Source organism: Pseudomonas sp. TCU-HL1 (assembly GCF_001708505.1).
In the GTDB taxonomy this organism is placed as follows: Bacteria; Pseudomonadota; Gammaproteobacteria; order Pseudomonadales; family Pseudomonadaceae; genus Metapseudomonas.
In genome coordinates, this window is sequence record NZ_CP015992.1 from 3,589,476 (window position 1) to 3,611,454 (window position 21,979).

The 21,979-nt window shown below is 57.0% G+C and carries 21 protein-coding genes and 1 pseudogene; 15 read left to right on the plus strand and 7 right to left on the minus strand.

Going from position 1 to position 21,979, the window contains the following annotated elements:
* Positions 1-42 precede the first annotated feature (42 nt).
* Both THL1_RS16645 and THL1_RS16650 read left to right on the plus strand, forming a co-directional pair.
* The gene (locus THL1_RS16645) at positions 43-522 is read left to right on the plus strand and encodes a hypothetical protein (protein WP_069084270.1); all 480 of its coding nucleotides are present in this window, start codon (positions 43-45) and stop codon (positions 520-522) included.
* Positions 523-549: 27 nt separating this feature from the next.
* Positions 550-1,356, plus strand: a complete 807-nt coding sequence (locus tag THL1_RS16650; protein WP_069084271.1) for a TIGR02391 family protein — start codon at positions 550-552, stop codon at positions 1,354-1,356.
* A 119-nt stretch (positions 1,357-1,475) separates the two neighbouring features.
* Here the strand turns inward: THL1_RS16650 and THL1_RS16655 are convergent, their stop codons facing one another.
* A complete protein-coding gene (locus THL1_RS16655) occupies positions 1,476-4,064 on the minus strand; it encodes an AAA family ATPase (protein ID WP_237234725.1) in 2,589 nt (862 codons plus the stop codon).
* Positions 4,065-4,169: 105 nt separating this feature from the next.
* Between THL1_RS16655 and tnpA the strand changes: the two genes are divergently transcribed.
* From tnpA to tnpC, 3 genes are all read left to right on the plus strand, one after another.
* Positions 4,170-4,487 carry an IS66-like element accessory protein TnpA gene (gene tnpA / locus THL1_RS16660; RefSeq protein WP_069084272.1) on the plus strand — a complete coding sequence of 106 codons (318 nt, stop codon included), beginning with the start codon at positions 4,170-4,172 and terminating at the stop codon, positions 4,485-4,487.
* On the plus strand, positions 4,484-4,819 hold the full coding sequence (tnpB, locus tag THL1_RS30715; RefSeq protein WP_069084273.1) for an IS66 family insertion sequence element accessory protein TnpB: 336 nt from the start codon (positions 4,484-4,486) through the stop codon (positions 4,817-4,819). The genes tnpA and tnpB overlap by 4 nt, the downstream gene beginning before the upstream one ends.
* A gap of 61 nt (positions 4,820-4,880) precedes the next feature.
* Positions 4,881-6,428, plus strand: a complete 1,548-nt coding sequence (gene tnpC / locus THL1_RS16670) for an IS66 family transposase (RefSeq protein WP_069084274.1) — start codon at positions 4,881-4,883, stop codon at positions 6,426-6,428.
* 243 nt (positions 6,429-6,671) lie between these two features.
* Here the strand turns inward: tnpC and THL1_RS16675 are convergent, their stop codons facing one another.
* The 4 genes from THL1_RS16675 to THL1_RS16690 are packed head-to-tail and all read right to left on the minus strand — an operon-like array spanning position 6,672 to position 8,313.
* The gene (locus THL1_RS16675; protein ID WP_069084275.1) at positions 6,672-7,376 is read right to left on the minus strand and encodes a cytochrome c biogenesis CcdA family protein; all 705 of its coding nucleotides are present in this window, start codon (positions 7,374-7,376) and stop codon (positions 6,672-6,674) included.
* Positions 7,369-7,626, minus strand: coding sequence for a glutaredoxin family protein (locus tag THL1_RS16680; protein ID WP_069084276.1), 258 nt, complete (start codon positions 7,624-7,626; stop codon positions 7,369-7,371). Before THL1_RS16680 ends, THL1_RS16675 begins: the two co-directional genes overlap by 8 nt.
* On the minus strand, positions 7,623-8,045 hold the full coding sequence (locus tag THL1_RS16685; RefSeq protein WP_069084277.1) for a heavy metal-responsive transcriptional regulator: 423 nt from the start codon (positions 8,043-8,045) through the stop codon (positions 7,623-7,625). Before THL1_RS16685 ends, THL1_RS16680 begins: the two co-directional genes overlap by 4 nt.
* 4 nt (positions 8,046-8,049) lie before the next feature.
* A complete protein-coding gene (locus tag THL1_RS16690) occupies positions 8,050-8,313 on the minus strand; it encodes a thioredoxin family protein (protein WP_069084278.1) in 264 nt (87 codons plus the stop codon).
* 145 nt (positions 8,314-8,458) lie between these two features.
* Here THL1_RS16690 and THL1_RS29040 point away from each other — a divergent pair.
* Together THL1_RS29040 and THL1_RS16695 are read left to right on the plus strand one after the other, a co-directional pair.
* Positions 8,459-8,566 (plus strand): annotated as a pseudogene (locus tag THL1_RS29040) (transposase domain-containing protein); the annotation flags it as partial.
* 770 nt (positions 8,567-9,336) lie between these two features.
* A complete protein-coding gene (locus THL1_RS16695; RefSeq protein WP_069084279.1) occupies positions 9,337-10,044 on the plus strand; it encodes a DNA-binding protein in 708 nt (235 codons plus the stop codon).
* On the opposite strand, the gene THL1_RS16700 is transcribed toward THL1_RS16695, so the two are convergent.
* Complete coding sequence (locus tag THL1_RS16700) at positions 10,045-11,136, minus strand: hypothetical protein (RefSeq protein WP_145928320.1); 1,092 nt, start codon at positions 11,134-11,136, stop codon at positions 10,045-10,047.
* A 322-nt stretch (positions 11,137-11,458) separates the two neighbouring features.
* On the opposite strand from THL1_RS16700, the gene THL1_RS16705 reads away from it, so the two are divergent.
* From THL1_RS16705 to THL1_RS16725, 6 genes are all read left to right on the plus strand, one after another.
* The gene (locus THL1_RS16705; protein ID WP_069084281.1) at positions 11,459-12,133 is read left to right on the plus strand and encodes a hypothetical protein; all 675 of its coding nucleotides are present in this window, start codon (positions 11,459-11,461) and stop codon (positions 12,131-12,133) included.
* Positions 12,126-14,048 (plus strand): transposase family protein, encoded by a 1,923-nt coding sequence (locus THL1_RS29740; protein ID WP_145928321.1) that lies wholly within the window; start codon positions 12,126-12,128, stop codon positions 14,046-14,048. The genes THL1_RS16705 and THL1_RS29740 overlap by 8 nt, the downstream gene beginning before the upstream one ends.
* Positions 14,020-14,964, plus strand: coding sequence for a TniB family NTP-binding protein (locus THL1_RS16715; protein WP_069084283.1), 945 nt, complete (start codon positions 14,020-14,022; stop codon positions 14,962-14,964). Before THL1_RS29740 ends, THL1_RS16715 begins: the two co-directional genes overlap by 29 nt.
* Before the next feature lies 1 nt (position 14,965).
* Positions 14,966-17,299, plus strand: coding sequence for a hypothetical protein (locus THL1_RS29745; protein WP_145928322.1), 2,334 nt, complete (start codon positions 14,966-14,968; stop codon positions 17,297-17,299).
* Between the two features lie 352 nt (positions 17,300-17,651).
* The gene (locus tag THL1_RS16720) at positions 17,652-18,332 is read left to right on the plus strand and encodes a heavy metal response regulator transcription factor (RefSeq protein ID WP_069084284.1); all 681 of its coding nucleotides are present in this window, start codon (positions 17,652-17,654) and stop codon (positions 18,330-18,332) included.
* Positions 18,332-19,681: a heavy metal sensor histidine kinase gene (locus THL1_RS16725; protein ID WP_069084285.1), complete on the plus strand. Its 1,350-nt coding sequence runs from the start codon at positions 18,332-18,334 to the stop codon at positions 19,679-19,681. Before THL1_RS16720 ends, THL1_RS16725 begins: the two co-directional genes overlap by 1 nt.
* A gap of 48 nt (positions 19,682-19,729) precedes the next feature.
* On the opposite strand, the gene THL1_RS16730 is transcribed toward THL1_RS16725, so the two are convergent.
* The gene (locus THL1_RS16730) at positions 19,730-20,560 is read right to left on the minus strand and encodes an undecaprenyl-diphosphate phosphatase (RefSeq protein WP_069084286.1); all 831 of its coding nucleotides are present in this window, start codon (positions 20,558-20,560) and stop codon (positions 19,730-19,732) included.
* A 231-nt stretch (positions 20,561-20,791) separates the two neighbouring features.
* On the opposite strand from THL1_RS16730, the gene pnuC reads away from it, so the two are divergent.
* Positions 20,792-21,358 (plus strand): nicotinamide riboside transporter PnuC, encoded by a 567-nt coding sequence (pnuC, locus tag THL1_RS16735; protein ID WP_069084287.1) that lies wholly within the window; start codon positions 20,792-20,794, stop codon positions 21,356-21,358.
* Positions 21,355-21,885 (plus strand): AAA family ATPase, encoded by a 531-nt coding sequence (locus tag THL1_RS16740; RefSeq protein ID WP_069084288.1) that lies wholly within the window; start codon positions 21,355-21,357, stop codon positions 21,883-21,885. Before pnuC ends, THL1_RS16740 begins: the two co-directional genes overlap by 4 nt.
* The last annotated feature ends 94 nt before the right edge of the window (positions 21,886-21,979 follow it).

Genomic DNA, 21,979 nt, shown 5'->3' on the forward strand with positions numbered 1-21,979 from the left:
CGTGTAAAGTGGCGACGGGTTCAAACAAACGGAGCTTGTGGGATGTCATTGCGCCCTGACCAAAACGAAGCGCTCAGACGTTTCGCGCCCGGCGAAGCGGTAGCGGCCGCACTGACCGAACTGCTCGACCGAGATCGTCATCTCTTGGAAGTGGATGCCAACGAGCGCTCCATTACCTTTCGCTTTGCCTTCTATCTCCAGGCACATTTGCCCGAGTGGACCGTAGACTGCGAATACAATCGGGACGGGGTAGAGCCGAAGAGGCTGGAATACCTTGGGCTCTACCCAGACAGCGAAGACGACGATGCCAAAACCGTTTACCCGGATGTCATCGTTCACCGTCGGGGCAGCCTCGAAAACTACCTCGTCATCGAATTCAAGAAATCGACGAGCCGAGTTGATCCGGCGATCGACCTGGCGAAACTCCAAGGCTACAAGGACCAACTCGGCTACGAGCATGCCTTGTTCGTGATTGTCGGGACAGACGATCACGCCGACGTCGCTCGGCTCGAATGGATCTGACGGGTCACCCCCCACAGGAGAGATTAAGTGGCAGCAAGGATCGACCCTTTCGATTCCCAGCAGCTGGAAGCTGCCTGTCGGGTACTTGCCGATACCAGCAATGGCCTGACTGGCACCGAAATCGGGCGGCTGCTGCAAGAAATCAATGTGCAAGACCCGTCGCCAGACATGACCAAGTGGAAGCGCCTGTTCAACGCTCTTGCGGGTGTCCAAAACAGACATCAGGTCGGAAACCACCTCATCATGTTCATCAATCGGGCCATGAACCCAGTGAGCTACGCCCGTGACCCAGGAACCTTCGCCTGGCGCCGTGACGAACTGAATGTGGTCCTGGCATTTGCAGGTTTCTATGTTCGTGATGACGGCAAGGTCGCATTTACCGACAAGGCGACCACCCTCGATGCCGCCCGCGCTCGCGCCGGCCGCCTGAGAGCCGCGCTGGAAACCCGTTCCGTTCACCCCGAAGTGCTGCATTACTGCCGCGCCGAGTTGATGGACGAGAACTACTTCCACGCGGTCTTTGAAGCCACGAAGGGAGTCGCCGAGCGGATTCGCAACCTGTCAGGTTTGACCGGCGATGGCGCCGAACTGGTAACCAAGGCGTTCATGGGCCAGCACCCCGTCCTGGTCCTGGGGCCACTGACTTCCGAATCTGACAAGAGCGAACAGCGCGGCTTTGCCAATTTGCTGATTGGCCTGTTCGGCGCTGTCCGCAATCCGCTGGCGCATGCCCCGAAAACCAACTGGCCCATGTCCGAACAGGATGCCCTGGACATCCTCACCCTTGTGTCATTGCTGCAACGAAAGCTCGATGGCGTAAGCAGGTCGCCCTAAGTGTCGTAGCTTTGGGCCACATCATCGCTATTTGCAAGAATACGCTGCCCTTCGCCAAGAAAGGCCTGCTATAGGCGAAGGGGGCGCGGCCCCCCTTTTGCTGCGCCAGTCGCGTGCCGCTATCGTCCTCGACGTAGCTCGATCACATCCAGTGCTTCGAGGGTCTGAACGACGTCTTCAACTTTTTCGGCGTCAAAGTCGTCCCGGTCTGCTTCCTCATGGGTGCCCTTGTTCAGGTAAGTCCATACGAGGTTACCTTCAGGAATTCCCAATATCTTGCCGTAAGCTGCTATCAATGGTGCTTTGCTTGCGTGATTGAAAGCGGCAGAGTCCCTCAGTTTCTTGTGGATCGCGTCGCAGACGTTTCGCAGTGCAGGTTCCTTGCCCATCCCAGCAAGTTGAAGGCTAAGAAGCCCGAGGTCATGACTGGCCATCCATCCCCACGCCTTCTCCGTCAACATCTCGAGGGCCTGGCGAGAGGCAGCCAGTGCTCCACGATCATTCAGCAGATCCTTGGCGGCCCGAGCCTGTGCGATGTAATTGCCGATGGGGACTTGTCTGGAAATTCGCGGTTGATAGTCGCCAGTGTGGTGACGGAACAGGATGACCGTGCTTTGGTCTCGCTGCCTCTGGGGCAGATGCTGCTGGATGTCCTTGATGAACTCGTTGCTATGACAGGTAACGATAAGCTGCATGTCTAGGAAATTGTCGTTCTCGAAGATCGCTTCCCTGATACCGCCGCGGTGATCATGGTCAATCGCGTTGATCGCATCATCAAAAACCACCAAGGGGCTTTCGATACTCTTCGCTTTGGCAAGGAGAATAGCCAGTCCCAGGCATCGGATATGCCCTTCGCTTAAGACGTGCAACGCGTCGACGCGCACACCTGGTCTTCCTCGAAAGACGATTTCGATCTTGCCTTCGCCCGTGAGGGGGAAATGCAGTTCTGCAAGCTTGTCGGCGTCGAGGTCATTTCGGTTGAACTCGTTATAGAGGGACATCGCCGTCTCATTGAGACCAGCCATCAGCCCTCCCGGCAGCTGTTCGCGGTATTTTCTAATTTCCGTCAGGAAGCGGTCGTAGGCCGCCTTGATTGGAGCGTCGCGCTCTATGTCCAACTCCTCTTGCACGACCTGTTCTAACAGCGCGGCATTTGCCTCATCGAACGCGGCAATTCGGACTTTCGCAGCGGCGACGTTATCGACATGCTGTTGACGCTTGAGATCCTGAGCCTGCACCCTGAAGCGGAGTTCGTTCAACCCATCGCGTTCCGAGATGTTTCTCTGGCGCTCCTGTTGGGCAAGGAGTGCGGCGGCGTCTTGTGCCGCCACTTGGTCGGCGACCGCAACCAGCTGTTCAAGCGACACCGCCTCCGGCACTTGTGGTTGTTCTGGCTGAAGAACCGTCCACCAAGCGCCGACGGGTTCAGCCGGTAGCTCTGCCAGATAGCGTCCGACAGCAGTCTCTTCCTCCTGCAGAGTAGCGACGAACCGGCTCATGACTGACATTTGCTGCCGCAATACCCGCGATGCAGTTCCGAATTCCCCTTGAGAGGTCGCGAGGTTTTCCTGCAGCTCTGCGAGGTCTCTCAGTTGGGCCAGACCCACTTCGGCCTTCTCATAGGGATTAGCGACGACGTGTATCGGCCCCGTCAGTGGCGTATCGCAGGCGGGGCAATGATCACCCTCGGTATTTTGAAGAGCGAGCACGGCGGTATAGAGAGCCCTAAACGAAACCTGCGCGCTTCGCTCCGCCAACGCCGTCTCGATCCTGCCGACCTCTTCTTGTCGCTCCTGGGCCGCTTCGAAAGCCCGAAGAAGGCCGTCGCGCGTCAGGCCAATAGCGGCAGGGGGGACGGCATTGAGGATGCCTTCCAGTTCCTGCAAGCGGCCTGGCACCTCTTCGCTGCCGATCAGTTGCTTCAGGCCGGCATAAGTCATTTCCGCGGAATGACCGCTTGCCAAGTCGGCTTCTTCCTTGTCCAGCGACTCCAGTGCTTGTTCGTCGCCGTCGACAGTGGCTTGGTCGTTGGTCAACGCCTCACGGCGCGCCTTCAAGAGCCGCTCTTTCTCAGGTTCAAGGACGAGCTGGCCGTCCATGCTCTCATTGAAGTGGCTGACAAAATCGCTGAACTGGTCCATGCCAAACAAGGTGGCAATCAACTCGGAACGCTGGCCTGCGGGCCTCGCAGCAATACGCGAGAAAGCGTCGATTCGGTTCTTCTCGACGAAGCAGAAGCGATAGGCTTCCTCATTCGCTGCAACATCCAACTCACGATTCTGGTGATCGGTTGCCTTCAGCGCGGGTGGAGCAAACCTCCCTTCATGGAGGTTGGCGAGATAGACGCGGGGGTCGATGCGTTTGCTCTCGGCCTCTTCGACCGCGCCAAGCAGGGCATACTCCAGTGCGTCGCAAAAACTTGTCTTGCCACTGCCGTTCGGCCCATAGACCAGGATGATGCGTTTCTGGAGATCGAAGGGCTCGGGGGTGCGAAAACCACGGAATGGCCCCAGCGTCAGATGCCGTAGTCGCTTCCAAGGCCAAGCCCCATTGGCCGCGGCAACCTGCGCAACGGGCGCCTCGTCCGATGTTTGGGTAAGCGCCGCACGAGCCCGCCCGGTCAGATAGACAGAACGCAGACTGCGATGGCGCGAGGTCTGGGCCAAAGCGTCGAAATTCGCGAGCATCAGATTGGCAAGACGCCGCACATCTGTAAGCGTTCAGCGAAGGCACCTACCTGATCCCTGCATTAAAGGCGATGGTGTCCACCTATTTAAGTGGACACCATTTTTAGCCCTTGCAAGCGGATCCTCATGCGCCAGCGAAACTCTTACCCCAAGCCCTTCAAGGCCCAGGTCGTCCAGGAATGCCTCCAGCCAGGCACCTCGGTGGCCAGTGTCGCCTTGAGCCACGGCATCAACGCCAACGTCGTCCGTAAATGGCTACCGCTTTACCGCGATCAACCGACGACGACATTGCCTGCATTCATTCCGCTAAACACTGAGCCGAAGCGCCAGCCCGAGGCATCGGTGATCATCGAGCTACCGCTCGGGCAGCAAACGCTCACGGTAAAGTGGCCAACCTCCGATCCTGAAGGCTGCGCCCGTTTCGTGCGTAGGCTCATGCAATGATCCGCATCGACAGCATCTGGCTCGCCACCGAGCCAATGGACATGCGTGCCGGCACTGACACCGCGTTGGCGCGGGTGGTGGCCGTGTTCGGTGCGGCGAAGCCGCACTGTGCTTATCTGTTCGCCAACCGACGTGCCAACCGGATGAAGGTGCTGGTTCACGACGGTGTCGGGATCTGGCTCGCTGCCCGGCGATTGCACCAGGGGAGTTTCTGCTGGCCTGGTCTTCGACAGGGAGCCGAAGTGGAGCTGGACGCCGAGCAACTTCAGGCTTTAGTGCTGGGTTTACCCTGGCAACGTGTCGGTGCAGGCGGCTCGATCACAGTGCTGTAGCACCTGCCATTAGCCTATCGATGCGTCGCCGCTGATTGCCCGCGCTGGCACAATCGCCGGCATGGCTGCCTCGCCCAATCTCGACCAGATGACCCCTGACCAACTGCGCGCACTGGCCGCGCAGTTGATGTCGCAAGTCGATACGCTGGGCCGGAAGGTCGATACGATGGGCAAGAAGATCCAGCGCATCGAAACGGTCAACGAACAGCTGACCCACGAGATCGCGCTGCTCAAGCGGCACAAGTTCGCCAAGCGCAGCGAGCAACTGAGCCCTGACCAGGGCAGCCTGCTGGAAGACCTGCTCGACACCGACATCATGGCCATCGAAGCCGAGCTGAAAGCCGTCAATCCTACGGTTGCCCCAGCCGAACCACGCCAACAGCCCAAGCGCACACCGCTGCCAGCGCAATTCCCGCGCACCGTGATCCATCACGAACCGGACACCACCCAGTGCGCCTGCGGCTGCCAGCTGCAACGCATCGGTGAAGACGTCAGCGAAAAGCTGGATTACACGCCGGGCGTGTTCACCGTCGAACAGCACGTACGTGGGAAATGGGCCTGTCGCCAGTGCGAAACACTGATCCAGGCACCAGTGCCGGCCCAGGTGATCGACAAGGGCATCCCCACCGCCGGCCTCCTGGCTCACGTGATGGTGGCCAAATTCGCCGACCACCTGCCGCTGTACCGGCAGGAAAAGATCTTCGGCCGTGCCGGCCTGGCTATCGCTCGTTCGACGCTGGCGCAGTGGGTCGGGCAAACCGGCGTGCAGCTCCAGCCGCTGGTCGATGCACTGCGCGAAGCCGTGCTGGGCCAACGCGTGATCCATGCTGACGAAACCCCGGTGCAAATGCTCGCGCCGGGCGAGAAGAAAACCCATCGGGCTTACGTCTGGGCCTACAGCACCACGCCCTTCGCCGATCTGAAAGCCGTGGTCTACGACTTCAGCCCCAGTCGTGCCGGCGAGCATGCGCGCAACTTCCTCGGCCAGTGGAATGGCAAGCTGGTCTGCGACGACTTCGCTGGCTACAAGGCCGGTTTCGAGCAAGGCATCACCGAAATCGGCTGCATGGCCCACGCCCGCCGCAAGTTCTTCGATCTTCACGCGGCGAACAAAAGCCAACTGGCCGAACAGGCACTGCACGCGATTGGCGGCTTGTACGAAATCGAACGGCAAGCACGGGACATGAGCGATGAAGAACGCGGGCGAATACGGCAGGAAAAAGCTTCGCCGATCCTCGACGCGCTGCATGACTGGATGCTGGCCCAGCGTGATCGGGTGCCCAACGGATCAGCAACGGCGAAAGCCTTGGATTACAGCCTCAAACGCTGGCTGGCACTGACTCGCTATGTCGAGGATGGTGCTGTGCCCATCGACAATAATCCGGTCGAGAACCAGATTCGGCCATGGGCGCTAGGCCGCTCGAACTGGTTGTTTGCCGGATCGCTACGCAGCGGAAAACGAGCGGCGGCGATCATGAGCCTGATCCAGTCGGCCCGCATGAACGGACATGATCCGTATGCCTATCTCAAAGATGTGCTGACACGACTGCCGACGCAGCGGGCGAGTGAGATCGAGAAATTGCTGCCGCATCGGTGGGCGCCTGCCTGAATCACGCAAGATGACTTGGGTCGACGCTTACGAAGTTCCTTACATGGCTCATCCCCGAAGCGCGGGGCACGCGCGCGAAGTCCTACTACGAAAGTTTCGTAGTAGGTTCAGCCCCGCATGGGCGAGCAACGCATCCAGCCCGGGACAACCCGTAGGCCCCGCTCATGTCGCAGGAAATGGCTCAACGCCTTCGCAAGGAAATCCGAAGCGTCTGGACTGAGTCCCGCAGCTGTTTTTCCTGACTCAACTGGCCAGCGTCGGAATCACGAGGTAGTAGGCGTTCAGCAGATACAAACCCGTCGCAATCAGGGTTAGACCGGCGGCCACGTCGAATGCACGCCTGAAGGGGCCCAGCGTGCGGAGTGCTTCTAGCCAATGGATAGCCCATGCGCCCAATAGGATGGGTACCGCGCGACCTAGAGCAAAGGCCAACAAGACTACCGCTCCAAGCCAAGGCGAACCCACCATGGCCACGACACCAAGTAGCGAGAGCAAAGCCGGGGTACAGATTGGACAGACGGCAAGGGAAAATGGCACTCCGAGCGCAAACGCACCCCAGCCGCCTGTCGGGCGCTTGGCGCGTAATGCGAGCGCCGGCAGTGGTAGCCTCAGCCACCCCACCCAGACGAAGCCGAGTGCGATTAGCAACGGGCCGAGCATTAGCCCCCATGCTCGGCCCATCAGATCGCCAACCCAGCGCCCGCCCAGTCCGGCGATCAGGCCAAGCAAAACGTGGGTGACGAGCATGCCGAGCACGAACAGGCCACCCAATCGCGTTGCCTCGTGCGGTGCACGCGCGTGGGCGACATAAGCTAGTGCAACCGGAATAGCGGCCACGGCGACAGGATTGGTGCTGAACACGATGCCCGCTAGAAAGCCGACTCCGACCGCGCCATAGCCCATGGCCTCGACCGCCAGGCGCAATGCATCAGGTGACAGGTCAACCATGCTTGACCCTCCGGAGCAGCTCTTGGCGCAACTGCGTCGGTGTTGGTAGTGCGGCGAAGGCCAGCGTGCCATCAATGGCGAGTGCGGGCAGTGTCAGCACGCCTACCTCGACGGCGCGGTCGAGCGCGTCAAGGACGTCGATTTCGCGCCACTCGACATCGTTGACTGTGGCTTCGGCTATCGCGCGAAGATCGGCCTTAGCCCTTGCGCAGCGTTCACAACCCGGCGAGTAGAACAGCTCGATCTTCATGGCGGGCCCTCCGCGTCGAGATCTATCTGCTCAAAGGCCGCCAGGATCGGGCAATCATCGACCGATTTCGTCCCGTCGACGCAGTCGGCCAGCAGTCGGTCGAGTGCGGCGGACATGGCCTGCATCGCCCGAATCTTGGCGGCGAGCTGGAGTTTCTTCTCGATCACATGCTGTCGCACGTCGTTACAGCAGGCTCCGTCACTTTGGCGCAGGTGCAGCAGCTCGCGGATTTCCGCGAGAGTAAAGCCGCACTGCTGGGCGCGCTGGATGAAGCGGACGCGGCGCACTGCCTCCTCACCGTAGAGACGGTAGCCACTCTCGGTTTTGGTCGAGGGAGCCAGCAGCCCCTCCCGCTCGTAGTAGCGCAGTGCGTCAGGGCTTATCTCGCCCGCCTGAGCCAGCTTGCCGATGGTCAGCATCGCGTCATGGCTGGCCGAGGCCGGCGGCGCGCAGGGTATGCTCGTCCACGCCACGTCCAGCACAGCAATCGGCGAGTTGGCCATTGATCGCTACAGCCGGCACCGAGCGCACCCCAAGTGCCTTGGCGCGTTTCGCCACCTCGATGTCATGCATGTCGAGTACGACGACTTCGCAAGACGGGCAGGCCAGGCCTTGTACCAAGGCCACTACGTCCGAGCAGGCCGGACAACCCGCGCTAAACACTTCGACTTTACGCTTGGCAGTCATTTCCAGGGCTCCTCTTCCTATTGATGGCGTTATGGGCGAAATCAATCGAATCACCACATTGTCAGGATAAACCTTGGAGCTAACTCCAGAGTCAAGCTGAATAGGGGTTGCACTGAAATCGGTGCGCTCCTGCTGCCAGCAGGAGCGTGGGCATGATCCGTATGCCTATTTGAAGGATGTCCTGACGCGGCTGCCTACGCAGCGGGCGAGTGAAATTGCGGAACTGCTGCCGCACAGATGGCAACCAGCGTAATCAAGCAAGGTGGGATCGCCGGACGCTTACGCACATCTGACGGGATTTCCTTCTCTGGCTGATGAAGCCAGGCGATAAAGCGCTCAAAGTCCTGGCTGGCTGACGCCATGTCGCCCCCTCAAGTTCCTAATCAGTCACCCGCTTGGCGCTTCTGCGAAGATCCAATGCGCCAGTGCGTCCCCACATTCTGGGATTGTATTGGTTAAGTTCTGGAAATGCTGCTGCCAAGGGGCGGCACGGTTGTGCTGAGCATCGAGCCGCCAAGCCCTTCGGTCCCGGTGTCTCGCCCCATTCGCGTTTCCATCATGCCCGCGCTCGGCGCGGCTGATGCCTGCGGCCCGGCTTCCTAATGCGGGCTTGTGCGGGCGCTGCACCGCTCATGGCCGTGGCCGTGGCCGTGGCCGTGGCCGTGGCCGTGGCCAAACATCTTGGCGGCCGAACGATTGAGCTGCCCTGCCTAACCTGCGGACAGCCGAGTTCGCCATGAGTATGGCCAGGGCCGGACTACGCTTTCTCTAGCGGTTACGTGCCCCAAATAGTTCCTCTTAGCAGCTTCATCTCGCGCCCCGATTGGGCGAGCCCAACTCGCAAAGTCCGCTGACTGCATGGGTTTGGTACCGACCAAGGCTGCAGGAAACCCCGAATCAACCCAGGCGCGTTAATGCCTGTTATGCAATCTGTCACAGCCGTTCGTTTCCGGCGCAAAATCTCGGCTTTGTAATACGTACGATCGCAGCATGTACCACAATGCGAGAAAGTAGGAGCGGACAATGTTACGCGGGGGTATCACCAAAGCCCTGGTCTACCAGGCGCAGCAGGCGCTGCTCGCCAGGGGAGCGCGCGCGACCATCAATGCGGTGCGTGCCGAGCTCGGTAATGTCGGCTCCAAATCGACCATCCACCGCTACCTGAAAGAACTCGAAGACGCGCCGATCCAGGCTTCTCCAGCCCTGCGCGACGAACTCAGCGGACTGATTGGTACGATTGCGGACCGCCTAGTCGAGGAAGCCGAGCTACGCGCGGCTGCGGAACGAGCAACGCTCGCTCATCAAGCACGGGACCATGGGGCGTACCGCCGTCGTAGTGAGGCGCGGATTGAGAAATTGCGGGCGAGTAACACCAGCCTGTCCGCGCAACTCTTGGCGACTCAGCAGACGACAGAGCAGTTGCGGGAACTTTGCCAGACGGGCGCACTGGAACGCACGCGCCTGGAACAGCGCCTACGAGATCAGCAAGAGCTACTGGATGAGCGCGCTGGCCGGCTAGCCTCGCTGGAGACGGAGCTTGAGCGGGTCCACGCCGCCCAATCGTATTCACAGCAGGTCAGCCAGGATCAGTACGAACACTCACGTCAGCACTATGAGACACGGATCCAGGGGCTACAGATCGAGTTAGCCCGCCTCACTCGCGAAAACGAACGGTTGCGCAGCGAATCCCGTAGTGCAGACACAGCCGTCCGAGAGGAGCCACCGAGATAATTACTGGTTCAGGTCATCCCACGGGAAATCAGCCCATTCAGCATCAATTGTCCCAGCCGTCTCTTCGTTTTCGTTTTCTCTTGGTCCATTCGGGCACGAGGTCCCCGAGTCCTGGTCCCCGTGCCGCGACCTTGAGCGAACCACGTCGGTGCAGGGACCGTGGTTTCCCCGCTCGGTCCCTCTCCGACTCCGGTCAGCGACCTCGCCATCCTTCTCCACCGATGAATCACCTACGCAATATTTACCGCCAGCGATGCTGGCCCCTCCCCGATCTGACAAATGCAGTTGGCAGGTCCGAGCGTAGGCCCGGCGGGCCTCTCGCAATTTGAGGCGAACCCACTCGGGTAGAGCAGGACAATCTTCGCGCTTAGTGAAACGGAGTAGACACTCCATCAAGATGGCACGCTCCACCACGTCCGGTTGCTCGATGAAGATCCACAGCAGCATCTGCCCCCCCGGCACGCGATCCGGAACCACGCCGTTCAGGACGGCCCTCACTGCCATGACCCGGTAGCACCATACGGTGCGCCGAAATCGCCATTTGCTATCCGGCCAGCCTTCGATAAGCCGGGGGACATACTCCGCATTGATGGTGCTTATACGGTCATAGAGGCCACGGCTGATCAAATCTAGGGGCGGCCGCGCGCACACCATTTGGATATAGGCCGACGCAAGGCCGCGCGCCCACAGGCGAAAATAACCAAATCTGCCCGTCCGCGTGCGTAGCAGCATCAAGAGCGCGCCTAGCCGCGACCACTCCGGACAAGCCACGAACGCATCCAGCCGAGCCCGGTTGTAAGTGCGCAGCCGGTAGCCGTCGGGGTCGTTATCCACCAGGGCATCCCAATCGATCTGCTGCTGCGGATCAGCCACCAGACTCAACCACAGCGAGTTGTTGAGCAGCTGGCGAAGCTCCGGGAACCACTCACATAACTCTTCCCGCAACCTGCCTCGGGGCAGACTGCCGCGGAAAAACGCGATCCATTTTTTGTTCGGCTGAGTACCGCGCGCCTGGCCCTTCCTGCGCTCGTACCAGCGGGCTAGGGCACATCCGGTATGCATGCAATGCGCCAAATCGGCCAGGGTATGCACAAAGAGAATACCCCGGAGTTCTCGGGCGCCCTGATCAAGGGCCCGTTCCCCAGCCAATTTCCCACTCTGCTGTACCACCGCCTGCCCTCGACCAACGTGTATCCGATACACGTTCAGGATAGCCCCGCCGTAGAGCGGTCGAGTGCCAATAAGCCACTTATCAAGGGTACCTATGCGGATGGAACAGCCCGACGCAAATTAAGCGGGCCGGCAATCGATCGGGAGCCGAGACGGAGCGCTCTCCTTTTAACGCGACTCTCTGATTTCCTGTTCACGCATTAACGCCTGCGAGAAGGCGTATGCCGTGTGAGGAGTCACGCTGATGGACGCTCAACCACGTGATGGCAAAGGGTGGCTCGAAACCACCCCCGCAAAGAAATTTAGTACGGGGGAGTTCGGCAAGCTCATCACTTACTTCCCGTCGCGAAAGAGCAGCACGATGGTGCCGTGCGAATCGCTCCTGGAAGCGGATTTCTGCCTCTACCTGGAGTATCTCCCCCCCATCCGGCACTACGATCGCTGCCCATTCCGCTTCCTCCTCAAAAGCGAAAGCAGGACTCCACGACGATACACCCCGGATTTCATGGCCATCTTGGACAATGGATCCACCGTCCTCTACGAGGTAAAGCCCGATATCTTGCATGCTGAAGGCAGAGATAGGGAGAAGATAGAGCAGTTCCAGTCCATGTTAGCGGAGCACGGCTACCTGCTTGAAGTAATTGTCGAATCCCGATTCCGACAACCAGCGATCATTAAGAACCTGTCCCATCTCTATCACTCCAGTTTCGGATACAGCGACAGCGGAATCACCCAGGTGGTTAGCCGGATTGCTGAATCCCCTCAGCAGAAAATTTCTTCTCGTCAACTCCTTGCGATGCCCGACCCACCGTCAGCCCCCGACATTGCTGCTGCCATCTTCTTTAAAAGAATCCACACCAACCTGAAGCGATTCTTTGATCTCGACTCCATACTCACACTGGTGTCAAACCATGAATAAACAATTCGAGATACATACCGGAGAGCGCTATCGCTATTACGGAAAACCATATGAAGTGCAAGATATTCGAAATAATCGCATTCAACTCAGGAGCATCAACAACTCAAGAACCATCATATTCCAAAGCTATGAACGGCTACAAATCTCGCACCAAAAGGGGAACTTCATAAAATTCCAAGAGGCGCCCTTCTCCCAGGACGACGCACAAATCTTGGAGTCGCTCTCCGAGAAAAACAAGCAAAAACTTAAACGAATTCATTTCTATGTCAAATCTCTATTAGATGAATTCGATGGACATTTACCCAGAAAAGCGTCATTAGAATTCATTAATAAACTCGCCAGCGAAATTAATGATCCTCATCCATTTGGCTACACCACACTCTACAAACGCCTAAAAGCCTATAAGGCTTCCAATAGAAACCTCTTCTCCTTATTAGACCCTATACGCCAAAGAAGGAATAGAATTGAGCGCTGGAACCTTGAAATAAGAGAACTATTGAATCATTACCTAGACCTATTCTACCTACGCGCACCACACACTCCAATGTCAGACGTAATTGCAGCCGTCATTGAATCAGCCCAAGAGAATAATGAACGACGGCCAATTTGGGACCAAATAAAGATCCCATCTATCAGCACGCTCTATAGAATTATTAAGGAAATTGATCCACTAGAGATAAAACTCAAACAAAAAGGTCGCACCACAGCGACACGTCAACACAAGTTCAGTAGAAAATACAATGAACCTCTCAGGCTTTATGAACAATCAGAAGATGACAGCCACACCTTTGACACAGTAGCTGTCGATAAGTTTGGGCGAGTAATCGGACGACCACATACTACAGGAGTACTGATAGTCGCCGCCCGCTACGTCCTTGGGTATGACCTGTCATTTAATGCCCCCTCTCACGCGAAAACGGTCCGCGCACTGAAACACTCGCTTCGCAATGATCGGAAGTATACCGGCCTTGCCGATCGCTACATCCTCGACAACGGACCAGATTTCGAGTCCGTCCAAATTAGAGAACGTTTTTATCAGCTTGGAGCTGAAGTCACTTACTGTGCACCTTATGTATTCGAAGAAAAACCCCACATCGAAAGCTGGTTCAAAATTCTGGTCATCCAATTCTCCCATCAACTTGCAGGAACCACCTTTTCCAATATCAAAGAACGCGGCGAGTATGACTCAGAAACCGAGGCAACCTATACACTTGACCAACTTAGAGAGCTCTTCGACGCTTATCTAGAAAATTACCACAATCAACCCCATAGATCCTTAAACAACCTATCACCAAACCAAGTAATGGAACAAATGCAAGCTGAGCAACTCCCACCACGCAGGTATTCACCAGAACAACTAGACAGCCTCTTCCGCTCTCAAACATCATCTTGCGTTGTCAATGGTAGAGTGACGTACAAATACCTGCAGTGGACAGGCCCTGGCGTTGCAAGAATCGGTTCATTTCTGAAAAAAGGTCAGGAGGCATTAATCTATTACGACGAAAGCGAACTTGGTCAAGTTACGGTCTGCCACCCAACCAAACCAGGGCTTAGTTGCGTTGCCGACGCGGTAGATCCCGACTACCAGTGCGGATTAACTATGTACACTCACGATCAAGTCCGCAAAAAATTGAAAGAGGCCGCAAAAGAATTCTCTATCCGAGAAGCCATACAAGCACGAATGGCATTGCTCATTAAAATCTCACAAGGAAATTCGAAGCACGACAGAAAACAAAATGCCATTCAGGAAGATTTCGAACGCGTAAGAACCGCCAAAAACCTTCCACCCTTAGCGGAAGAAAAAATCGTTCATGAAAACACTGCACCCATTCCCCTAGTAAATTCCCCTCCCTCCCCACCAGACAACACTGTCGTGGAGGTAGCCCATGCCCCTAACCGCCCCAGAAATAATTGAGGCCTTTACGCAGCAAATTGTCTTCTTTCCTCGCTATCGCAGGGCGTACGAACTTATTCAGAAAGGTATTGAAACCACCACTCTAAGTAAGCAACCGGCCTGCACAGCCCTATGGGCGCCAGTTGGAACAGGAAAATCGACGTTGCTTGAATTTGTAAAAGGACAATATGGTGATGAGACTATCAAAACCACCAGCGAAGGTTCCTTTCACATCGTTCCGGTTATTTATGTATCCGTCCCAGCCAAAGTCACCATCAAGGATCTTGCCAAGGCCATCCTCGACAAATTGCATATCGGAGTTGTTAATGGAGTCTTGGAAGATCTTAGCCGCCTAGTCATTCAAAACTTGAAGATATGCCAAACCAAAGTAATCCTGCTGGACGAATTTCAAAATTTTGCAAAACCAAACTCAGCAAAAACCGCCGAAGATGCTGCTGAGTGGCTGAGGGGGATTCTCGATGCGACCAAGATTCCGATAATAGTCGTCGGCCTCCCTCCCAAAAAAGACCAACAAGACTTCATATACTCAAGACCGGTGCTCGCTGCACGATTTCCCTACTTCGCCGAGCTATCCAATCTTCAATACAGCGACTCGGCGAAAGGCGAACTCCTCACTGTACTACATGGGTTAGACAAGAAAATGTACGAACTGGCCGACTTGGGCAGAGGCGCTCACCTCTCCGACCCAACTATTTATGCACCGTTGTATCTCGCATGCCAGGGAAACCTAAAATGGATGCGCCTTATTATTCTCGGCGCACTCACAGATTGCCTTTCCCGCTCACCTCGCACGCTAAGCCTTGAGGACTTTTCAGTTAGTTATTCGCAAATTCGTCTCGATGAAGATCTAGCCAGAAAAGACAACCCCTTCCAACTAGGAACTGCAAAATGCCTAAAATTAATTCTGGAGGTGTAGCATGGAGCGTCTTAACGCTGTTGTATTTCCGTTTCCAGACGAGAGTCCCACGAGCGTTCTCAATCGCACGGCCTATGCAAACGGTTTTAAAAATCTTAACGCACTCAGGCGCTATTTAAAATGCAGCCGCTTTTCTATCAGAGAGTGCATTTTCGCAGACTCCAGACTAAACGATAAAATATATAAAGACATCGGCACCATCCCAACCTTCGAACTCATGGGCTTCTATCAACGAGCGTACCGCATCTCCAAATACAGCCCACCGATAATTAACGGAATCAAGGTTTCCCACAAGCTTCTGCGAGGAGTAGATGCAGCTCGCTGTCCTATTTGCACGCAAATTGGCTGGGACCACTATATTAAAGATATAAAAATTGCGCTGCGCTGTCCATTTCACAACATTCCGTACATCATAAAATGCCCAAATTGCGGCAAAAAGACACGATGGGACATGCAACTTCTAGACACTTGTCATTGCGGACACCACATCACCGACAATAAAAACATAGAAATTGTGGACGCCACAGCAGAGCGTGAACTCCTACAGATTTTCGAAGAACACTCCCAAGATAAATTTAATTTACTATCCAGCACCCTATATTATTTAGATTATGATTTTTCTGGAAACCCCACAGAATCTAACCGCAAAATACTAAATGCCGCGTTGGCTGTTGCGCATAACAATACAGAAAATTTAGTCGAGTACCTTACCCATCTTTCATGCCAGTTTCCCCTTATAGACCCGAGGCTTCTAGTAGAAAAACTCCCCCCAATAGGGAACAAGGCTATAAAGCAAGCTCGCTCAACGTTTTTAAAGGAACCCTCAACTCAAGCGAGCGAGCCACTACCTGACTGTGAGTTAACGTTTCGGCACAGCCAGATTAGCCGCTACCTGAACCTATCTAAAAAGGAATGGCTAACATTCGCGAGAGACCTATACCCCGCAGGCCTTGTCGCTCGCGGTAAACGTTGCAATGTGGAAACAATACTTTCTATTCAGGAGACACTAAAGAAGGCCTCCCCTCGCCCGTTCCCAACACCCGACTCTACAGTTATCTCGCTGAGAGACACAGCAAAACTACTGGAGGTCGACTATGAATCAATCCGACAATCTACCAAGTTCGGCTTCTTCGAACGAAGCGCTACAAGCGCCAAAGGGTATTTAACAAAAGCAAGCATTCAAAAATTCAATGAAAACTACATATTCTCGACGGCATTATCAAAAATATTAAACACCTCATCCCACTCGATAGTAAAACAGCTTGACCTTATCGGAATACGACCAATATCAAGCCTGGCACTTGACGGCAATAGAACCCCTATATTTTTGAAGCAGGACGTCTGTACTCTAACCACAGGAGAAGTGCCATTCCGAACTTCTCCATCACCAACAAAATCCCATGGCGCAGTATATGTAAGATCGTTACCGACCATCCCAGCAGACCTAGAAAGCTTGTACTGTGACACCACCGAAGCTGCAAGTCGCCTTCACCTTGATACATCTGTAGTTCTTCAATTATGCAAGACTAGCCTACTTGGAAAAGTATATAAATCCCCTCCTCGCTCCAGAATACTTTTGTCGAGAAGTGAAATCAAAAAATTTCACGAAAATTATGTAGGGATCACAGAGCTTTCAAAAACACTAGAGTTTAGTAGGAATAGCCTTTCATGGGCCTTACATGATCTAGGCATATACCAAGCAACTGGTCCGCTCGTGGACGGGGGACACGCTCCATTCTTCAAAAGGAGTGACATAAAAAGCGACACAGCCTCTCGCTTGCGAAGCCAAGCGTACACTTACATTCGCTTTGCAAACAGCAGCACTCCTACCTACCTATCGCTTAAGCAAACGTCCCTACGCCTGGGAGTCAGCCGAAGGCAACTAAATGAATTAATTGAGCAGAAGAAGATTCACACCAGAACACCCACCCCTGGGTTATCCATACCTCAAACTGGAGCATTACTTGAATCAATATCCGAGTATGAGCTATGGGCTTCCTCACTAGTACCAATAGCAACCGCTCTAGAAAAACTAGGATTAAATCGACGAAGATTTAACCTCCGCTTTATTAAGAGCGGTTTTTTGAAATTTTATTATTTTCATAAAGGCACATATATAAGTCATGAAGACTTTTTGCGCGCATCAATAAACGTAGAAAAATTCTGTGATTGTACTGAGGCGAACAGACTACTAGGCACTCCCTTCCCGTTCAGCAGAAATCACCTTAAGCTACAAAATTTTGTCGCACTCTCTCCGGAGGATGCCGACGGTATCAACTCAGTAATTCTCCTTGATAAGAACACGATATTGGATCGACTTAAGATAATAAAATAGGAACTCCGTTTAGTTTCAAATTAATAAAAATCTGCACGTACCTTTTAATCTCAATCGAACTGACTCCGCACCGCCCTAGCGTTCCACCCTCACAGGCTTGTCCAGACGCCCCCTCTCATATCAAGCTCCCCAGATTCCAGTTGCGCGTGCGACGCCACGCGGCGGTTTCAATTTTTCTGCGAACAGAATTCGTTTCCTTGTGAAATCTACGTACGTATGTCATTGATTTTTATAGGCACGATTTCAACCAATTTTGCATTCCTCCTGGCACCGCTGCGTTACAACTTCGTCAGTTTGCCCCGCCCGCCCCACCGGCGCGGTATAAAGCAGCAGCCCACGCATTGAGCCCAGCATGAAACTATTGATAGTCGAAGACGAACCCAAGACCGGCCAGTATCTGCGCCAGGGCATGGCCGAAGCCGGTCTGGCTGCCGACCTTGCCATCGATGGCCAGCAAGGTCTGGCGCTGGCCCTGACCGGCGGCTACGACCTGATCATCCTCGATGTGATGTTGCCCGGCCTCGATGGCTGGCAGGTGCTGCGCAACCTGCGCGAAGCAGGGCTGCAAGTGCCGGTGCTGTTCCTCACCGCGCGAGACGCGGTGGAAGAACGTGTCCATGGCCTGGAGCTGGGCGCCGACGATTACCTGATCAAACCCTTTGCCTTCGCCGAACTGCTTGCCCGCGTGCGCACCCTGCTACGCCGAAGCAGCACCAGCCCGCAGGAAACCTGCCTTGAACTGGCCGACCTGCGCCTCGACCTCCTGAGCCGCAAGGTCGAACGCCGCGGTCAGCGAATCGACCTCACCGCCAAGGAATTCGCCCTGCTGGAATTCTTCCTGCGCCGCCAGGGCGAGGTACTACCCAAGACACTGATTGCCGCGCAAGTGTGGGACATGCACTTTGACAGCGAGACCAACGTCATCGAAGTCGCCGTACGCCGGCTGCGGGCCAAGCTGGATGATGGCTTCCCGACCCAGCTGATCCACACCGTGCGTGGCATGGGCTACGTGCTGGAGGCGCGGGAGGACTGATGCGAGGACTCTCCCTGACCGCCCGGCTGGGCCTGCTGTTCGCCGCCTGCACGGCGGCGGTATCGCTGATTGCCGGTGTGTTGTTCAACCGCGCCAGCGAAGCGCACTTCATCGAACTCGACCAGCAACTGCTGGAGGGCCGGCTGACGGCCTTCCGGGCGCTGATCCGCGATGTCGACAGCCCGGCTGCCCTGGCGCCGAAGCTCGACGCGCTACAGGCCGAACTGCGCCTGCACCCGGACCTTGCCCTGCGCCTGGAAGGCCCCGATGGCCGGTACTGGTTCAGCAGCGCCGACGACCTCGAGGCCCCTGGCCGAGGCGGACTCCACGACTGGCAGCAGGACGGCACAGACTACCGCGTCTACAGCGCGTTGCTTCGGCCGGAAGAGCCGCACTCGCCGCGCCTTTCCCTGGCCCTGGATATCACCCACCACCAGCACTTCCTCGAGCGCATGCAACGGCTGATCTGGCTCACCGTGGGGCTTTCCGCGCTGGCCACCGCCCTGCTCGGTGCCTGGGCGGCGCGCAGTGGCCTGCGCCCCCTGCACCGCATGGCCGAAGTGACCGCCGGCGTTTCCGCCCGCTCCCTCACCACGCGCCTGCCGGACGACAAGGTGCCCCAGGAACTGGTGGAGCTGGTGCGAGCCTTCAATGCCATGCTGGCGCGCCTGGATGATGCCTTTCAGCGCCTCTCGGCCTTTTCCGCCGACATCGCCCATGAGCTGCGCACGCCGCTGTCCAACCTGCTGACCCAGACCCAGGTGATTCTCAGCCAGGAGCGCACCACGGATGACTATCGCGAAGCCTTGCACTCCAACCTGGAAGAACTCCAGCGCCTGGCGCAGATGGTTGGCGACATGCTGTTCCTGGCCAAGGCCGAGCACGGGCTGCTGGCGACCCAACGCGAGCCGCTGGAGCTGGCCAGCGAACTGGATGCCCTGCTGGAGTATTTCAGCCCACTGGCCGAGGACCGCCAGGTATCCATGAGCCGTAGTGGCGAAGCACGCTTGAGTGCCGACCGCGGCATGCTCCGCCGCGCCTTGTCCAACCTGCTGGACAACGCCCTGCGCTTCACCCCTGAAGGTGGCCGCATCCAGCTGGACCTGACCCACGATGCCTTCGGTCTGCGCCTGACCGTAGCCAACAGCGGCCAGGCCATTCAAGCAGAGATGCTGCCCCGGCTGTTCGACCGTTTCTTCCGCGCCGACCCCGCCCGGCGCGAAGGCCGCGAACATGCCGGACTGGGCCTGGCCATCACGCGCTCGATCGTACGCGCCCACGGTGGCGAGATCCGCTGCGAATCCGCCAACGGCTGGACGCGCTTCATCCTCGAATTTCCCATCCCCTGAAACAAAAAAGGCGCACCACCTGATGCGCCTTCTTCATATCCGACCGGATCAGCCCTGGGCAGTGGACCAGTCGATCATGCTGAACTGCCAGGTTGCCAGGATCAGCAAGCCGAAGCCGATGCGGTACCAGGCGAAAGCCGCGTAGCTGTGGCTACCGATGAACTTCAGCAGGCTGCGCACCGCGATCATCGCGAAAATGAACGACACCACGAAGCCCAGGGCGAACACCGGCAGGTCGCTGGGCTGGAACAGGTCGCGGTACTTGTAGCCCGAGTAGACCGCCGCGCCGACCATGGTGGGCATGGCGAGGAAGAAGGAAAACTCCGTGGCTGCCTTGCGCGACAGGCCGAACAGCAGGCCGCCGATAATGGTCGCACCGGAGCGCGAGGTCCCCGGCACCAGCGCCAGGCACTGGCAGCATCCCACCTTGAGGGCATGGCGCCAGCTCATGTCGTCGACCGCCTCCGCCTGCACCTGGTGCGGGCGCTGCTCAGCCCAGAGCATGATCACACCGCCCACCACCAAGGCGCTGGCCACGGTGATCGGGTTGAACAGGTAGTGATGGATGAGATCGGCGAAGGCGACGCCCAGGATCACCGCCGGGAAGAATGCCACCAGCAGATTGACGGTGAAGCGCTGGGCGCTGCGCTGGGTCGGCAAGCCGACCACAACGTCGAAAATCTTCCGGCGATACTCCCAGACCACAGCGAGAATGGCTGCCAGCTGGATGATGATGTTGAAGGCGATGGCGCGCTCGCCGGTGAAGCCCAACAAATCCGCAACCACGATCTGGTGGCCGGTACTGGAGATCGGCAGGAACTCCGTCAGTCCTTCGACAATGCCCAGGATGATGACCTGCAAGGCCGTCCACAAATCCATCAAAACTCTCCCCCGAGGCGCGCTCTTCAGGCCGCCTTTACTCACGAATACGCAGGTAGCTGGCACCGGGATGGTGCCGAACGGCGATAAGACCGGGGTGCCAGCGAGCAGGTTCCGGGTGCAACGCCCTTCAGCTTTGTCCCGGAGCGCCGAAATGCTAACAGAGAGCGGAATCGAAATCGCGGCCAACGGCGAATACAATCGGCGGTTTTCTTCCATGGAATCAGCCTGGTGTCTCCTCTCGAACTCATAGCCGCCAGCCTGGGCGCGCTGGCCGTATGGCTCACCGTCCGGCAAAACACCTGGTGCTGGCCGATCGGCCTGGTCATGGTGCTGATGTACAGCTGGATCTTCTTCGACGTGAAGCTGTACTCGGACATGCTCCTGCAACTGATCTATGCCGTGCTGCAGCTGTATGGCTGGTGGCAATGGACGCGCGGCGGCGCCCGGCACGACGGCCGCCAGGTCAGTCGGCTGGGCGGGCAGTCACTGAGCCTGGGCCTGTTGGGCGGGACTGCCGGCAGCCTCGCACTGGGTTACGCCATGGCAAACTGGACCGACGCTGCAGCCCCCTGGTGGGACGCGGCACTGACTGCATTCAGCCTGGTCGCCCAGTTCTGGATGGCGCACAAGCGCCTGGAATGCTGGCTGCTCTGGATAGTGGTCGACGTGCTCTTCGTCGTGCTGTTCCTCAGCAAGGACCTGTACCTGACGGCCGCGCTTTATGGACTCTTTACCCTGCTCGCGATTCAGGGCTGGCGCACCTGGCGACGCGGCCTGGAGCCGGCGGCCGCATGAAGGTACTGGTACTGACGGGCCCGGAGTCCAGCGGCAAGAGCCGGCTGGCAGCGGAGCTCCAGGCAGAGTTCGGCGGACTGCTGGTGGGCGAGTATGTCCGCCACTTCATCGACCGCGAACAGCGCGACACTTGCTATGCCGACATCCCGGCCATTGCCCGCGGCCAGCTCGAATGGGAAGACAACGCCCGCGCCAAGGCTCCTCCCCTGCTGATCCTCGACACCCACTTGCTCAGCAACATGCTGTGGAGCAGGAAGCTGTTCAACGATTGCCCCGCCTGGCTGGAACACGAGCTACTGGCGCGCCGCTACGACCTGCATCTGCTGCTGAGCCCGCAAGGGATGGAGTGGATAGATGACGGCCAGCGCTGCCAGCCGGACCTCGCCGAGCGCGTAGCCTTCTTCGGGGATTGCCGCAACTGGCTGGAAAACACCAGGCAACGATATGAAGTGATCGAGGGTGATTGGGAGACGCGCCGCCTGCATGTGCTGCAACGCGTATCCCGCTGGCTCGCGGCTACCCCCTAAGGTGGAAATCGCCGTTCATTTCCACCCTTCCGCGCTCTGCCCCCGGCGAATGATGGCTACTCGCTGTGAGAGCGATTTCAATCGCGAATGAATT